The sequence below is a fragment of the Synergistes jonesii genome (assembly GCF_000712295.1).
GTDB lineage: Bacteria > Synergistota > Synergistia > Synergistales > Synergistaceae > Synergistes > Synergistes jonesii.
This window is the reverse complement of record NZ_JMKI01000026.1, coordinates 1-15,768: the sequence shown is the minus strand read 5'-3', so window position 1 is coordinate 15,768 and position 15,768 is coordinate 1. Positions and strand designations below refer to the sequence as shown.

Sequence of the window (15,768 nt, the reverse complement as noted above, 5' to 3'; positions counted from 1 at the left end):
CGCCTCCTCCCTACGCATCCTGTTTTTCAACTGTGACTGACACGCTCTCCTTCCCGCGCGGCATTTCAAGCATCCTTCCAAGCCCCAGCGCGACGGAGTAGACCGGCTGGTCCGCGATATGCACGGGAACGTTGAGGGCGTCCGCGAAGCGTATGTTGAGCCCACGTAGGTTCGCCGTCCCCCCGGAGAGCATGATTCCCTGGTCGACTATATCGCGCACGAGCTCCGGCGGAGTACGTTCGAGCGTCGAATGTACCGTCTCTTCTATCTGGGCTATGACGGGCTCCATCGCCTCGCGGACTTCCTCCGAACCGATGCTTATGACGCGCGGGAGCCCGTTCAGCAGATCCCTTCCCTTGACGTCCATCCTCAACTCCTGCTCGAGAGGTATCACCGAGCCTATCGCGATCTTTATCTCCTCTGCGGTGCTTTCGCCTATAGCGAGTGTGTAATTCTGCCTGAGCAGCGAGACGATCGCTTCGTCGAGCGCCTCCCCGGCGACCCTTACCGACTGGTTTATAACTATGCCTCCGAGAGATATGACTGCAACCTCGCAGGTGCCTCCGCCCATGTTTACGATCATCGTGCCGCGCGCCTCGTCTATCGGAAGGCCGATGCCCATAGCCGCGGCGAGCGGCTCTTCGACGACAAAAGCCTCTTTGGCCCCAGCCGCGAGCGTCACCTCGACGACGGCGCGCTTTTCCACCTCCGTGACGGAGGCCGGAACGCAGACCGCGACGCGCGGATGCGAGAAAAAGCCGTTCTGCGGCGAGGCTTGAGACAAGTAGTGGCGTATCATATAGCGCGTCATGTCAAAATCCGCTATGACTCCGTAGGAGAGCGGCTTCAGCGTCGTTATGCCCTGGGGCGTGCGCCCGATCATCTTTTTAGCCGCGGAGCCGAACGCTATTATTTCCTTCTGTCCCTTGCGGCCACGCCTGCGCACCGCTACGACGGAGGGCTCGTCTATCACGACCCCCTTGGATTTTACATAAATCACGGTGTTAACCGTACCTATATCTATTCCTACATCCTGTCTGAAGAGGTTTGGTTTAAAACTGAACAATTAAAACACCAGCTTTCGATTTTTATCCTGCCGCACCGTAAGTCAATTCGTTGCGGAATCCGCCGCGTCCGGCGAAACTTCCTCACCCTTTACCGTATAAAGCTCTCCTCCCGCTGCTATATAGTGTCCCTTGAGTTCCATTCCGAGACAGCGCAGGCCGCGCTCGACGTGCTCTGTAAGGGATAGGTCTTCTCTGCTCGGCGAGGCACAGCCGTCGGGATGGTTGTGCATCAGCGCGATTTTCGCGGCCGACAGCCTCACGGCCTGCCGGAAAAGATACGGCATGTCGAGGAAGGCGCCTGAAAGCCCGCCGTAGGATATCACATCCTCCCCTATGACCCTGTCCTTAACGTCGAGGAAGAAAGCGTAGATGCATTCGCGCTCCATATGTTTAACTTCAAGCGCCTTAGCGAGCAACGGCTGCTTCCAGTCCCCTCTTTTTTCGCTTTTGAGAAGAGCTATCCTCTTGCCGAGCTCAAGCGCAGCGACAAGAGAGGCGACCTTCGCCTGCTTCAGCCCCTTCTCCTGCAAAAGTTCTTCGGTCGCCGCGCGCGTCAGCCCTTCCAGGCCGCCCATGCGCGCTATAAGATTCCGCGACATCTCGACTACGTCCTCGCCCTGCCGGCCCGTCCTCAATAATACCGCGACGAGCTCCGCCAGCGAAAGAGACGAGGGGCCGTGCGTGAATAACTTTTCACGCGGTTTTTCATCTGATGGGAGGCTCGAAAACTCCATGGCTCCTATCTCGGCCAGTAAGGGTTATAAAGCTTCTCCGCGCCGATAGTCGTTTCAGGCCCGTGCCCCGGGAAGACCCGCATATCCTTTGGAAAATCGTCAAGCCTCTTAAGAGATTCTATCAAAGTATCTTCGTCACCGCCGGGCAGATCGCTTCTGCCTATCGAGCGGGCGAAGAGCGTGTCGCCGGAAATCAGTATTTTTTCGCCGCCGTCAGAAACGACGATGCAGATTCCCCCCGGCGTATGCCCCGGCGTGTGTATTATCTCGAGGGTCATCTTTCCGACAGTCATTCTATCTCCGTCGCGCAGCAGCTTTTCCGCCGGGCGCGCCTCCACCTCGCCGCCCATGTAGGAAGAAAGGTTTCTGCCCGGGCTTGTAAGACAGTCGGCGTCCTCCTCGTGAACCGCAACCCCCTGATCAGCCGTGCCGCGCAGCTGCTCCAAACCGCCGATATGGTCGGCGTGCCCGTGCGTCAGGAGGATTCTATGCACCTTTATTCCTTTTTCGCGGACAAAATCAGCGACATCCTGCGCAGGGCCGCCCGGGTCGACTATAAAGCCGTCGCCGTTATCATCCCATATGAGATAACAGTTTGTCCATAACATTCCGAGCGGAAACCTTTTTATTTCCATTTCGCTCACTCCTTAGTATCTATTATCAATGTCACGGGACCGTCGTTTTGAATATCCACGGCCATATATGCCTGAAACTGCCCATGTTCTGTAGGCACTCCGTTTTTTTTCACAGCCTCGATGAATTTCCCATACATTTCGTTCGCGAATTCCGGCGCTGCCGCCTTCGCCCACGAAGGGCGGCGGCCTTTGCGGCAGTCTCCGCAGAGCGTGAACTGCGAGACGACGAGAGCCGAGCCCTTCACGTCCTTCAGTGAAAGATTCATTTTGCCCTCTTCGTCGTCGAATATCCTGAGATTCACTATTTTTTCGGCAAGCCAGTCGACATCCTTCTGTGTATCGCCAGGCACAGCGCAGAGGAGCACGGTTATCCCGCGCCCTATCTCGCCTATAGCCCTGCCCTCGACCGATACCTTCGACGACGTCACCCTCTGCAGAACAGCTTTCATTCTCTATTGACCTCCAGCACTCCGGGAATATTATTGAGTTTGCCCATGATCCTGTAAAGATGTTCGAGGTCCTTGACCTGAAAATCAGCCACGACGCGCGAGCTCGTGTTGTGTATTACGCGCGATACGAGTCCGTCCATCTGCGCCGTCGTCTGTACGATATCGGCGAGCAGAGAGGGCTTCTCCACGCCTTCGACGTTTACGCGCGCAATGTAGCGCGTGGCCTTCGGCTTTCCCCAGAAGACGTCGACGCGCCTCGATTCGTCGCTTTTTTTATAATTTCGACAATCCTTCCGGTGGACGGAAATCCCTCTACTCTGCGTTACGAAGCCGCCGATCTCGTCGCCCGGTATCGGCCTGCAGCACTGCGCGAGGGTCACGAGGACGCCCTGCACGCCGTCGACTACGACCTCCGAATCCGCTTCTTTACGGGGTTGAGCCGAAGCCGCGTCAGGCACCGGCGCCTGCGCTTTCGACGCGTCCGCCGGCAGGCGTCCAAAGACCGCGGCGGTGGAATGGATGCCGGCGCCGACTGCGACCGTCAGGTCGTCAAGGCCGCCGTAGCCCAGTTCGCGCGCGATATGCGTGAGCTGTGAGGTAAAGGAGGAGAGCGGGTTTTCTACATTCGGATAGCGGCGCGCCGCCTCTCTTTCGAGGAGCTCGCGCCCGTGCTTCAATTTTTCGTCGCGTCCCTGGCTCTCCTGCTGGCGGAACCACGATCTTATCTTGTTGCGCGCGCGGCTCGACTTCGCTATCTTCAGCCAGTCGCGGGAGGGCTTGCCCTGCGGAGAGGTAAGTATCTTTACGATGTTGCCGTCCTTCAGCTCCTGGTCGAGCGGTGCTATGCGGCCGTTGATGACCGTTCCGACGCAGGTGTGCCCTACCTGAGTGTGGACTGCATAGGCGAAGTCTATCGACGTGGAGCCCTTCGGGATGCGTACGATGCGCCCCTTGGGCGTATATACGAAGACTTCTTCCGTAAGGACGTCGGTCTTCAGATTATCGAGAAAGAGCGTCCTTTCCGAATCAGCTCCCGAACTTTCCTTATGCGGCGCGTCCCCCACTGATGCCGGAGGCCGTACCGAATCTAGCGCCATGCGTATAAAGTTCAGGCGCTTGTCCATCTCGTCGACTTTGCGGCCGCCTTCTTTGTAGTTCCAGTGCGCCGCGATACCGTATTCGGCTAGGAGGTTCATCTCCTCGGTGCGTATCTGCACCTCGAGCGGGTCGCCCTCCGGCCCTATTACCGTCGTATGAAGGGACTGATACTGATTTCTCTTCGGGTTAGCGATATAGTCGTCGAAAAGCCCGGGAATCGGGCTCCACAGCGTATGGACTATTCCCAGCACCTGGTAGCATTCTCCAATAGTCTTCACGATCACGCGAAGCGCAAGGATGTCGTAAAGCTGGTCGAACGATAGATTCTTGCGGCGCATCTTGCAGTAGATACTGTAAATGTGCTTCGACCGCCCCTTGATCGACGCCGCTATATTTTCTTCGGCGATCTTCTGATTAAGGATATCCATCGCCTTTTTTATGACCTCTTCGCGGCGCGGCAGCTTTTTGCGCACGCGGCGCTTGATGTCATAGTAGGTCTCAGGATCGAGTATGCAGAAGGAAAGGTCTTCGAGCTCGCGCTTTATCTGATACATTCCGAGCCTGTGCGCGAGCGGCGCGTAAATATCCAGAGTCTCGCGTGAGATTTTCTCTTGCTTCTCGTGTCTGTGAGACGATATCGTGCGCATGTTGTGCAGACGGTCCGCAAGCTTTATAAAGACGACGCGTATATCCTTCGCCATATGCGAGAACATCTTGCGCAGATTTTCCGACTGATATTCCTCTTCCGAGTTGAATTGCAGCTTCCCCAGCTTCGTCAGGCCGTCGACGAGCGCGTGCACGTCGCTTCCGAATTTTTCTTCGAGCTGCTCTGGCGTAACTTCAGTGTCTTCTAGCACGTCGTGCATCAGAGCCGCGATCAGCACGTCCCTGTCGAATTTCATGCCGGCGAGTATCGCCGCGACGCTCACGGTGTGTATAACGTAAGGTTCGCCGCTGTGGCGGCGCTGATGAGCGTGCGCGACCGACGAGAAGACGAAGGCTTCGCCGACCTTCTTGGCGTCCTCCTTTGGGAGGTAAAGGGTCATCTTGGCCCACAGCTCCTGCCACGCAAGACGCAGAGAGGGAACGCGCTGCTCCTCCGAGACACGCCCCCAATAGCCCTCCATCAGCGCGCGGCTCTCCTTTTCCACAGCAGGGAAGCCACCCCTTCCGGCTATTTCCTTCATATGTGCGGTGCGGGCGTTCGCCGCCGCCGCTTGAGCGTTACCATTTATCCGTTCCATGAAAAGAGCCGCCGTATATCGCTGAAATCAGCGCATCACCATTTTTTCGAGCACGAACTGCAGCGACGTGACGCTGCGCCACGTGTCGATGCGCGGCTTATACGCCCAGCCTTCGATATCCGCGGCGTCGCCGAACATGTCGGCCGCACCAAACGCGAGAAGCGAAGCGGATCCCGTCTCCACCTTGACATGCTTGCCCGTCCTGCCCAGCGGCAGGATGTTTATCTTTCCATTGCACGGGGAATAAAGCAGAGGGAATGGATTGTCCATCCCAAATGGGCCCAGCACCGCGGCCTCGGACCAAGTGTCGATGTCCATATTGCCCGGCTCCCAGTAGAGCAGATCTTCTTTTTCGGGCACCGGTTTCACGAGGGAAAGCATTTCCTCCAGAAGTTCGCGGACCTTCTCCCAGTTTTCGGCCTTCACGCTGAAGCCGGCAGCAAGACGATGCCCACCCCACGTGTTGAGCAAAGGCGCTATTTTCTTCAGCACGCCGACTGCGTCGCCGTCGGAGGGCATGCGCAGCGTGCCGCGCATAACGCCGCCCGCGGATGCGACGAGCGCCACCGGCGAGTTACGTTCGCTGCAGATGCGGCTTGCGACGCTGCTCAAAACTCCGACGGACCATTCGCTGTTCGTCAGCACATATTTATAATCGCCCTCCGACGCCGTGTCGATCTGATCGAGTATCTTCGAGGAAAGCTCGCGCCTTCTGCGGTTGAGCGCGATGAGACGGCTCACGTTCAACGCGAGATTCTTTCCCGGGAAAAGTATATCCTCCGCAAGATCCGCGAGATAGAGGCGCCCCGCCGCGTTAAGACACGGTATCACCTTCATCGCGAGGTCCTCCGTGTCCACGGCGGAAGGTGTTATTCCGAGCTGTTCCATCAGAATCGAAAGCCCTGGGCGCGTCTGAGTGCGGATGGATTTGAGCCCCTCCCGTACTAGCGCTCTGTTCAGAGGCGAGGCGAGTGAAACGCAGTCCGCTATCGTAGCGAGAGCCACGACGTCGAGCACGCGCATCAGCGAGCTCTCAGGAAGCAGCTCGTTCTGCCATATCCAACACCATATGACGCCGGCGGCGCAGAGCTTTTTTGCGGCCGGGTCTCCGGCGATCTGCGGGTTGATGATCGCGTCACACGCGGCGGGAGTGCTCTCTACGAGATGATGATCGAATATCACTACGGGGATTCCGGACGATTTCAACGCCTCGACGGCTTCCGCGTCCTGAGAGCCGCAGTCGACGACTATAACAAGATCGCAGCCGTGCTTAGCTATCGTCTCGGCTACGTCTTTATGCAGGCCGTATCCCTGATTGAATCTGTGAGGAATGAAATAGCGCACGTGCGCCCCGCGCGCGAGCACGAGCTCCATCGCTATCGCCGTCGCGGATATACCGTCCACGTCGTAGTCGCCGTAGACAACGACTCTCGACGACGGTGTAACACCGTTTATGAGCTCCGCCGATCTTCTGCCCCTCTCCCCAAGGTCCAGCTTCTCCAGCAGCCCCGAGAGAGAGGGTGAGAGCCAGTCGCGCACCTCCGCTGGCATATCGTCGGCCGTGACCCCGCGCATCTCCAGAAGCGACGCCTGAAGCGGCGAACAGCTGAACTTAGCGGCGATCTCTGCGGATGTCTCAGACCTTCTGTAAATATTAAGAGAATCTTTTGTACAGCGGACAACCAATGTTAATCTGTTGTCTCGCTTTCTGACCGTCCGGCCGCCTGCGCCGCGTTCTCCTGGGGCGCGGAGGCGCCGTGGGCAAGCGTGTCGAGTATCGCTTTCTTCTCTTTTTCCAGCGTTTCGATCTTCTCATCCTTTGCCTTCAATTCCTTCTTCATCTTCGAGCGCACCTCAAAGACCGAGAAGAGAGAAAAGAACCACATGACCGCCGCGCCGGATGAAAAGAGCACGACCTCCCAGACGCCCTGCGGAAAGACCCATTCAAATATAAGAAAACGCACCGTGACATCGCCGATATTCTGAAAGGCGAACAGAGCTGATACAAACATAGTCAGCACAATGGCAAGAATATAACTTTTCAAGCGAAATCCCCCCGTCTGCGAAAGAAAAATTTTTCTTCCGCGCATCTTCATATACCGGTATATCATACAACATAAAATAAAAAAAATCTCTCTCCGCCGCTCTGGCGGGAGAGATTTTCAGTATTGTAAGAGCCGCAGGGAAATTTTTAAAATTTCGGAGAGCGGCTGTACCATTCGACGAGCAGCGAGCTCGCGATGTAGATCGAGCTGTAGGTGCCGACGGCGATGCCGACGAGGAAAGCAAACGCAAAATTGCTTATGACTTCTCCTCCGAAAAGGAACATCGCCATGACAGGAAGCAAAGTCGTCACAGAAGTGTTTATCGTGCGCGACAGCGTCTGGTTGACCGACGTATTGACGAGCTTTTCGATGCCCACGCTGCGTACACTTCCCCAGTTCTCGCGTATGCGGTCGAGGACTACTATCGAGTCGTTCAGAGAGTAACCGGCCACAGTAAGGACCGCCGCGATGAACGTCACGGAGATTTCTTTGCCGGTGAGGCTGTACGCCCCGAGCATCAAGATAACGTCGTGCATCAGCGCAGCGACCGCCGCTGCGCCGAAGCGGAGGCGGAAACGGTAAGCCATGTAAATAAGGATCCCGGCGAGCGCGAGGAAGAGCGAATATCCGGCCTGTGCGCGGAGCTCTTTTCCTACGACAGGACCGATCTTGTCGACGCGGAGAATCTTATAGCCTCCTATATCGGCGGAAAGGACCGCGAGTACATTTTTGCGGACCTGCTCATCCTGAGCCTGAAAGCGAAGCAGAACGTCGTTCTGGTCAAACGCCTGTATCGTTGCGTTGCCCTGCCCGATCTTTGAAAGAGCGGAACGGACGTTGGCAATGTCCGTCGGCTGGTCGAATTTCACCTGAAGGACGAGCCCGCCGGTGAAGTCGACTCCCAGATTAAGCCCCTTAGTGCAGAGTAGGGCGATGGACGCGACGATACATACGAGGCTGAGCCCTACCAGTATCTTTCTGTACTTCATGAATTGGAAATTGAGCTTTGAAGCGTCAAAGGTAGCCATTTGTCATTGCCTCATTTCTAAAAGGTAGCGTTTTTGCGGGCTGAAAGCATCACGCCCAGCAGTGTCCGCGTAACCACCGTGTTGCAGAAAACCGACGCAACGACGCCGACGCTCAACGTTACAGCGAATCCGCGAATCGGGCCGCTGCCGAAGTAGAACAGAATCGCCGCTGCGATAAGCGTCGTTATGTTCGAATCGAGTATGACGACCAGAGCCTTGCGGAAGCCGGCGTCGAGGGCCGCCATTATCGTTTTGCCTGAGCGGAATTCTTCTTTCATTCGTTCGTATATCAGGATGTTGCCGTCGACCGCCATGCCTATCGTAAGCACCATACCTCCGATGCCCGGCAGAGTAAGAGTCGACTTCAGAGCGATAATCGCGGCAACGACGAGGAGCATCGCGACGGCGAGGGCTATGTCGGCCGCGATGCCGAGCATCCCGTAGTAGACGATCATGAAGACGACTACGAGCGCCGCGCCGATAAGGCCTGATTTCACGCCGTCATGTATCGAGTCGGCGCCGAGCGACGGTCCGACCGAGCGGTTCTCCAGCACCTCTACCTCTACGGGCAGAGCCCCCGCGCGGAGCATGATAGCGAGGCGGTTTGCCTCGGCCGTCGTGAAAGAGCCGGTGATTTGAGCTTCGCCGCCCGAGATACGCTGCTGCACGACAGGCGCCGAAATGACTACGTTGTCGAGGACGATCGCTATTTGTTTCTGTATATTCGCCGCCGTCGCCTCATCAAAGAGCTTTGCGCCTTCGGGGTTGAATTTCAGCGAAACGGCCGCCTTGCCGAACTGGTCGAAGTTCGTCTCGGCCTTGGTGAGGTCGCCGCCGCCGACGTACATCTTGCCAAGCAGGTAGGCGCTGCCGCTCTCGCTCTTCGCTACGAGCATGTCGGGGTTCGTCTTAACGGCCTCCTCCATCTGCTTAACATATTCTTCGACTTCGTTCTTCGCGGCATTCCAGCGTCCCTCGGCAGCTTTGAACTGATCGTCGCTGTCATAATTGGAGCGTATCGGCTCCGCCGGCACCCTCGGAGATTCTCCAAGCACCTGGCGGAACTGAAGAACTGCGGTGCGCCCGATCAGATCGAGCGCCGCTTCAGGGTCTTCTACGCCGGGAAGGTCGACCGCTATCCTGTCCTCGCCTTCGCGCTGGATGAGCGGCTCCGCGATGCCGTACTGGTCTATGCGCGAGCGCAGAACTACGAGAAGCCTTTCAAGGCTGTCCGCTGTAAGCGGGTTCTCAGGCGTGCCCTTCGCCTGAAGTATTATATGAACGCCGCCTCTGAGGTCGAGCCCAAGGCGTACTTTTCCTTTTATCGGAAACGCCACTGCTGCGGCGATGAGAACAACCGCGGCGACAACTATGAGCCGCCACCTGTCTCTTTTTAACATTCTAATGCGCCTCCCTGCAAAGAAAACGGAGTGGACTTTAAGCCCTCTCCGCAAAAATCCAAATCTTTACCGATAAATGCTAAGCTTCTCTTTCGCCGTCCGCCGCCGTTTCCGCGGGGGCCGTGCTTTCTTCGATCGCCGCTGTTTCGGCGGGCTGTTCTTCGGCTTTCTTGGATTTCTTTTTCTTCGGCTGCTGGGACACGCTGCTGCCTTCGCCCTTCTTCATCGAAATAGAGCTCTTTAAAATGCGCGCCGTAACGCCCTGGTCCAGTTCGACAAGATAGCTGTCGTCGAGGATGTCGCGGACTATGCCGAAGAAGCCTCCGGCGGTGATCACCGTGTCTCCCCTGCTTATGCTGGCTAGCATCTCATCGTGCGCTTTCTGCTTTTTCTTCTGCGGCCTGATGATCATAAAGTAGAAAATCGCCGCAAACATTGCCAGAGGCAACAACATACCTGCCATTCCGCCCTGCTGACCCAAAAAAATTCCTCCTTACAATACACAATACTTTATGCCAATATCCAGCACACCAGTTTATTTTAACATGACATCATCAGTTAGACTATACTATTTTTTCGCCCGGCTTCAAAGTATTCTTCTCGCGCTCCTTGAGGAAGAAAAGAAGCTTTTCGAGCTCGACGAATATGTCCACCCTGTAGAATAGTATCCTGTCCGGGACTATCACGGTTGCGGGCGTGAACGCCAGTATCCCTTTAAGCGTCGGAGAACGCACAGCCTGATCGACGCAGCTCTGAGCCGCGGAGGCCGGCACCGCCAGCAGAAGGACTTCGATGTTGCGCTCCTCCATGACCCTCGCTATCTCGTCGGAGTGGAAACAGTCGACCCCCATTATCTTTTTACCGACCTTTTCCGGGTCCACGTCAAAAAGAGCTTCAACGTTGAACTTATAGCTCTGGAAAGCCGCGTGCCCCATAAGCGCCGTGCCGAGATTGCCGACGCCGGCGAGCGCGACGTGCCATACACGCGGCGACGCGAGTATGTTTTCGATATGAGTGCAGAGGCGGTTCACATGATAGCCCACTCCGCGCTTGCCTATTTCTCCAAAGTACGACAGGTCCTTGCGCACCTGGCTTGCCTTAATGCCAAGCATCTCTCCTATCTGAAGCGAGGAAACGACCTTCCGCCCTTCCTCCTTCATGGACGCCATGAGCCGGTAATACTGTATCAGCCTTTCGACCGTCGGTTCCGCGACCTTCATCTGCTCTTATCCTCCAGCAAAGCTGCGCAACTCTCTGCACTCACGCGAAAAGCGCGGCATTGTAGTACAACAGATGTATGAAACAACGTTACTTCACCTTCCAAACGAAAATAATTGACGAATCCTACCACGGTCTGCTCTCCGAGTCAGCTTTTTCTTCGTTGACGAGTTCGTAGGCTTCAGCGTTGCGCTTTAGGGCGGCTTCGTCAACGGTCAGCACTCTTACGGTGAGTATGCGCCGCGGGTACGCTATATCTAAGGTGTCGTACTCCTTTACCTCGGCGGAGGGTTTGCAGACGCGTCCGTTTATGCGCACCGCGCCTATCTCCGCCATCTCCTGCGCCACAGTCCTGCGCTTCACCAGACGTGAAAGCTTTAAAAATTTATCAAGTCTCACTGCCGCACCTCGCTTATATCACAGAAGTATAAAGCTAATCGGAAGTTTGTGCAATAAATTACAAAGATTCCGAACGACAGAAGCAACTACAGCTTGCGCCGCAGGGAGCTCATTCAATAAAATCTTTCAGCTTTTTGCTGCGGCTCGGATGCCTCAACTTTCTCAACGCTTTCGCTTCGATCTGCCTGATGCGCTCGCGCGTTACACCGAAGCGGCGCCCGACCTCTTCGAGCGTATGAGCGTGCCCGTCTTCCAGGCCGAAGCGCAGGCGGAGCACTTCACGTTCCCTGTCCGTCAGGTCGTCGAGCATCTCATCGAGCTGCTCGCGGAGAATCTGGCTCGCGGCCGCCTCCTCAGGGCTCGGAAGGTCCTTGTCCTCAAGGAAGTCGCCGAGCTGGCTGTCTTCCTCCTCTCCTATAGGAGTCTCAAGTGAGACGGGTTCCTGAGCGATGCGCTGTATCTCTTCTACGCGATTCGGATCGACCTCCATGTTCTTCGCTATCTCTTCGGCTGTAGGCTCGCGCCCGAGGCGCTGTACGAGCTGGCGGGATACGCGTATCAGTTTGTTTATCGTCTCGACCATATGCACGGGGATGCGTATCGTGCGGGCCTGGTCGGCTATTGCACGCGTGATCGCCTGGCGAATCCACCAAGTCGCGTAGGTGCTGAATTTGTAGCCCTTATGATAATCGAACTTTTCGACCGCGCGTATCAGTCCAAGGTTGCCCTCCTGAATAAGGTCAAGAAAAAGCATCCCGCGCCCTATGTATTTTTTCGCAATGCTGACGACGAGGCGCAGATTTGCCTCCACGAGCTTGTCCTTGCAGGAGTTGTCGCCCGCTTCGACGCCCTTTGCAAGCACGACTTCATCCTCCGAAGTGAGCAGAGGTATCTTGCCTATCTCACGCAGGTACATGCGCACAGGATCGGAAAGAGGCAGATCTTCAAGGTCTCCTATCTCTTCGCTGCTCACCGCACCTGGGATAAGCGCCTCTCCCTCTGACGGGTCGACCTTTGTTTTCGGCTCGTCCAGTACGTCGACGCCGAGTTCCATCAGGTTAGTATAGAGATTATCGAGTATATCGGCCGTGAGGAAGTCCTTAGGCATCCTCTTTTCTATATCCTCGTATGTGACGAAGCCCTTTTCGCGTCCCTCGTGGAGCAGTTCGCGCACATTGTCGATATACGCGCTGTAATCGACGGAATCCTGATCGTCGCCCTCTCCGAGACGGGCGGCGTCATCGTCTCCTTCCCCCTTGGATACGGCGTTCATCAAATCGGAATCGTCGCCAGAGGGCTCGTCGATAGCAATTTCATCGATCTCGCCGTTCTCCGAAAGTCCAATCTCCTCCGGCTTCGGCTCTTCGTTCAGAATATCATACACATTTTCGGCGCCCTCAGGTTCTTTGGATGCTGGGGAGACTGCTTCAGGCATAACTTCTTCTTTTGTTTTCTTACTTTTCGCCTTTTTCATGCCCTTGTATTCCCTCCTTTTAATGACCTTATATATCTATAATACTCTTCGTATTCCTTCTCGTTGATAGTTCCGTTCCTGATTTTGTCAAGCAAAAGATCCTTCCTCTTTTTCAAATAGCGCTGCCTCAGCGCCTCAGCGAGCTCTGCGGCCGTTTCTTCGTTCATCCCTTCCCTTGCGAGCAGGCCGTTCCCCCTGGCCACTATCTCCATTCCGCGCGTCTCGCCAGTCTGCTGCCAGCGTCTCTCAATGGCATCAATATCATCGCCGCCAAGCAGCGCGTAGACGACGTTCTGCACGTCAGGATCGTCCATGAAGCTCATCAGCTCTTCCATGCTGAAAGCAGAGCGAAGCTTTTTATTGTTCCACAGCATGCTGCACATCATGCACTCTATATCGTTTTCAGCGCCGCGTGTCGCGCCGAAAGCGTAAAAACTCCCCCTTCCAGCGGCTCCGCCTCCGCTGCCGTCGCCTTTCTTCGTTCTGCGCCCCGCGACGAGGTTCTGCACCTCGTGCGGGAAAATTCCCAGAATCTCCGCCAACTCGCCGAGATACGGCGTCAGGTCGAAGACAGAAAGCGACGCCAACCCGTCAAGCAGGTCGCGCCTTGCGGCTTCGACCTTCAGTGGGTCCTCCATATCGCGCTTTCTCAACTGCGCGTGGAAGAGCGGTAGCGGCAGCGCGCTTTTAAGAGCTTTTTCAAAAAGCTCCCCGCCGTCGGGCTGAAGCAACAATTCATCGGGATCCTTCCCCTGTTGCCAGACAACGCGCCTTGCCGCGACGCCTTCGCCCTGCAAGACGTACATAGCACGCAGCGACGCCTCTTGTCCGGCGGAATCAGAATCATAACACACATAGCAGAGTCCGGTCATTCGTTTTATCAAAGCCGCCTGCTCCTGCGTCAGAGAAGTGCCGAGCGAGGCGACTGCGTTAGTATAGCCGCAGAGATGCGCGCGTATCGCGTCGAAATACCCTTCTACCAGTATCGCATGCCCCATGGTGCTCATAGGGCCCTTCGCCTTGTCGAGCAGATATAGGTTATGGCGTTTATTGAATAATCTGCTTTCGGGACTGTTCAGATATTTCGCGCCTTCGCCGTCGAGTATCCGTCCGCCGAAGCCAACGAGCCGTCCTGTAATGTTGTATATCGGGAACATAAGGCGCCCTCTGAAGCGGTCGTAGCAGCCTCCGCTCTTTCCAACCGATGCGAGCCCGTTGTCCACAAGCACAGATGCTCTGTAGCCAGCTTTTTCGAGACGGCGCGACAGCATATCCCATGAATTCGGGGCCCAGCCAAGTTCGAAGCGGCGGCAGTCCTCGGGCGCGATAGAACGCTTTTCGAGATATTTTCTCGCCGGTTCGCCTCCGGCGCCGTTCAAGGATTCTGTAAAAAAGTCCAGCGCCGCGCGGTTGATCTCCTTATCGCCCTTTGGCGAACGTCCCTTTCCACGCTGTGACAGTGCGACTCCCGCCCTTTCGGCAAGGCGTTCGAGCGCTTCGCGGAATTCAAGATGCTCCGCTTCCATAATAAAGGTGAAAATATCGCCGCCCTTGCCGCAGCCGAAACAGTGAAAGGTCTGACGTTCCGGAGAGACCGAGAACGACGGGGTCTTCTCATTGTGAAAGGGGCAACAGCCCCAAAATGTGCGTCCGTTTCTTTTGAGCTTCACATATTCAGAGACGACGTCAACGATGTCAAGCCTTGATTTGATTTCCCTAACGTCGTCATCTGGCATGAAATTCACCTCATAAAACAGTTATATTTCTTCAAAGAGCAGAAGAGGGAGAGTAATCTCTCCCTCTTCCAATATTATCACGCGTTCTGCGGATTTTATAGCGTTACATAACGAAGAGCGGAGCGAGTACGGTAGCGACGACGGACATCAGCTTGATCAGTATGTTGAGGCTCGGGCCGGCCGTGTCTTTGAACGGGTCGCCCACCGTGTCGCCGACGACCGCCGCGGCGTGGGGCGCGCTGCCTTTGCCGCCGTGCGCACCGGACTCGATGAATTTCTTAGCGTTGTCCCACGCCCCTCCAGCGTTGGACATGAAGATGGCCATCATTACTCCCGTGACTATGGAGCCGCCGAGCATGCCGCCCAGCGCCTGCGGACCAAGCAGGAAGCCTACCGCTACGGGAGCAAGGACCGCCATGAGCCCTGGAACTATCATTTCTTTCAGCGCCGCCGCCGTCGAGATGTCTACGCAGCGCTCGTATTCCGGACGTCCCGTGCCTTCCATTATACCGGGGATTTCGCGGAATTGACGGCGGACTTCTTCGATCATTTTCTCAGCGGCGCGGCTGACGGCCTGGATGGAGAAGGCGCTGAAGATGAAGGGGAGCAGCCCGCCGATGAAGAGTCCGGCCATCACGGCGGGGTTCTGTAGGTCTATCGCTTTGAGCCGCGTGGCCTGCGCGAAGGTCACGAAGAGTGCAAGGGCCGTGAGCGCGGCGGAGCCGATCGCAAGGCCTTTGCCGACGGCCGCCGTGGTGTTGCCGACGGCGTCGAGTTTGTCGGTGATGTTGCGGACTTCTTCGGGGAGTTCGGCCATTTCGGCGATGCCTCCCGCGTTGTCGGCTATGGGACCGTAGGCGTCTACTGAAAGGGCCATGCCGGTTATGGCGAGCATGCCTACGGCCGCGCAGGATATGCCGTAGAGCCCGCCGAAGAATACTCCGGCCATTATCGCACAGCAGACCAGGATGACGGGGATGGCCGTCGATTTCATGCCTACGCCGAGTCCCGCCAAGATGTTGGTCGCCGCACCAGTCTCGGAGGCCTGGGCGATTTCTTTGACGCTGCCGTAGTCGCCGGAGGTGTAGTATTCAGTCGCCGCACCGATGAGCAGCCCGCAGAGGACTCCCGAGAGGACCGCCCAGAAGAGGGTGATGTCTCCGTGGAATATCCATTTTGTGATGAAGAAGGGGCCGACGAGCATGAAGACGCCCGTGATGCCGAGCCCCATGCGCAGGGCT

At 56.4% G+C, this 15,768-nt stretch carries 15 protein-coding genes; all 15 read right to left on the bottom strand.

Annotated elements, in window-relative coordinates:
* Nucleotides 1-10: 10 nt before the first annotated feature.
* Complete coding sequence (mreB, locus tag EH55_RS05465) at nt 11-1,066, bottom strand: rod shape-determining protein (protein ID WP_037975546.1); 1,056 nt, start codon at nt 1,064-1,066, stop codon at nt 11-13.
* 42 nt (nt 1,067-1,108) lie between these two features.
* The gene (locus tag EH55_RS05460) at nt 1,109-1,801 is read right to left on the bottom strand and encodes a JAB domain-containing protein (protein ID WP_051682680.1); all 693 of its coding nucleotides are present in this window, start codon (nt 1,799-1,801) and stop codon (nt 1,109-1,111) included.
* 5 nt (nt 1,802-1,806) lie between these two features.
* Nucleotides 1,807-2,436, bottom strand: a complete 630-nt coding sequence (locus EH55_RS05455; protein WP_037975544.1) for an MBL fold metallo-hydrolase — start codon at nt 2,434-2,436, stop codon at nt 1,807-1,809.
* Nucleotides 2,437-2,441: 5 nt separating this feature from the next.
* The gene (gene dtd / locus EH55_RS05450; protein ID WP_037975542.1) at nt 2,442-2,885 is read right to left on the bottom strand and encodes a D-aminoacyl-tRNA deacylase; all 444 of its coding nucleotides are present in this window, start codon (nt 2,883-2,885) and stop codon (nt 2,442-2,444) included.
* Nucleotides 2,882-5,227, bottom strand: a complete 2,346-nt coding sequence (locus EH55_RS05445; protein WP_236617082.1) for a RelA/SpoT family protein — start codon at nt 5,225-5,227, stop codon at nt 2,882-2,884. The genes dtd and EH55_RS05445 overlap by 4 nt, the downstream gene beginning before the upstream one ends.
* Before the next feature lie 27 nt (nt 5,228-5,254).
* Nucleotides 5,255-6,802 carry a single-stranded-DNA-specific exonuclease RecJ gene (locus tag EH55_RS05440; RefSeq protein ID WP_141730588.1) on the bottom strand — a complete coding sequence of 516 codons (1,548 nt, stop codon included), beginning with the start codon at nt 6,800-6,802 and terminating at the stop codon, nt 5,255-5,257.
* A gap of 113 nt (nt 6,803-6,915) precedes the next feature.
* Nucleotides 6,916-7,272 carry a LapA family protein gene (locus EH55_RS05435; RefSeq protein WP_037975731.1) on the bottom strand — a complete coding sequence of 119 codons (357 nt, stop codon included), beginning with the start codon at nt 7,270-7,272 and terminating at the stop codon, nt 6,916-6,918.
* A 146-nt stretch (nt 7,273-7,418) separates the two neighbouring features.
* On the bottom strand, nt 7,419-8,300 hold the full coding sequence (secF, locus tag EH55_RS05430) for a protein translocase subunit SecF (RefSeq protein WP_037975539.1): 882 nt from the start codon (nt 8,298-8,300) through the stop codon (nt 7,419-7,421).
* 17 nt (nt 8,301-8,317) lie between these two features.
* A complete protein-coding gene (gene secD / locus EH55_RS05425) occupies nt 8,318-9,700 on the bottom strand; it encodes a protein translocase subunit SecD (protein ID WP_037975537.1) in 1,383 nt (460 codons plus the stop codon).
* 79 nt (nt 9,701-9,779) lie between these two features.
* A complete protein-coding gene (gene yajC / locus EH55_RS05420) occupies nt 9,780-10,181 on the bottom strand; it encodes a preprotein translocase subunit YajC (protein WP_037975535.1) in 402 nt (133 codons plus the stop codon).
* 82 nt (nt 10,182-10,263) lie between these two features.
* On the bottom strand, nt 10,264-10,920 hold the full coding sequence (locus EH55_RS05415) for a redox-sensing transcriptional repressor Rex (protein ID WP_037975531.1): 657 nt from the start codon (nt 10,918-10,920) through the stop codon (nt 10,264-10,266).
* 124 nt (nt 10,921-11,044) lie between these two features.
* Complete coding sequence (locus tag EH55_RS05410) at nt 11,045-11,317, bottom strand: RNA-binding S4 domain-containing protein (RefSeq protein ID WP_037975529.1); 273 nt, start codon at nt 11,315-11,317, stop codon at nt 11,045-11,047.
* A gap of 109 nt (nt 11,318-11,426) precedes the next feature.
* Nucleotides 11,427-12,590 (bottom strand): RNA polymerase sigma factor RpoD, encoded by a 1,164-nt coding sequence (rpoD, locus tag EH55_RS05405; RefSeq protein ID WP_037975730.1) that lies wholly within the window; start codon nt 12,588-12,590, stop codon nt 11,427-11,429.
* Between the two features lie 197 nt (nt 12,591-12,787).
* A complete protein-coding gene (gene dnaG / locus EH55_RS05400) occupies nt 12,788-14,527 on the bottom strand; it encodes a DNA primase (protein ID WP_037975527.1) in 1,740 nt (579 codons plus the stop codon).
* Nucleotides 14,528-14,630: 103 nt separating this feature from the next.
* On the bottom strand, nt 14,631-15,768 hold a 1,138-nt coding region (locus EH55_RS05395; protein WP_037975525.1), incomplete at its 5' end, for a sodium-translocating pyrophosphatase.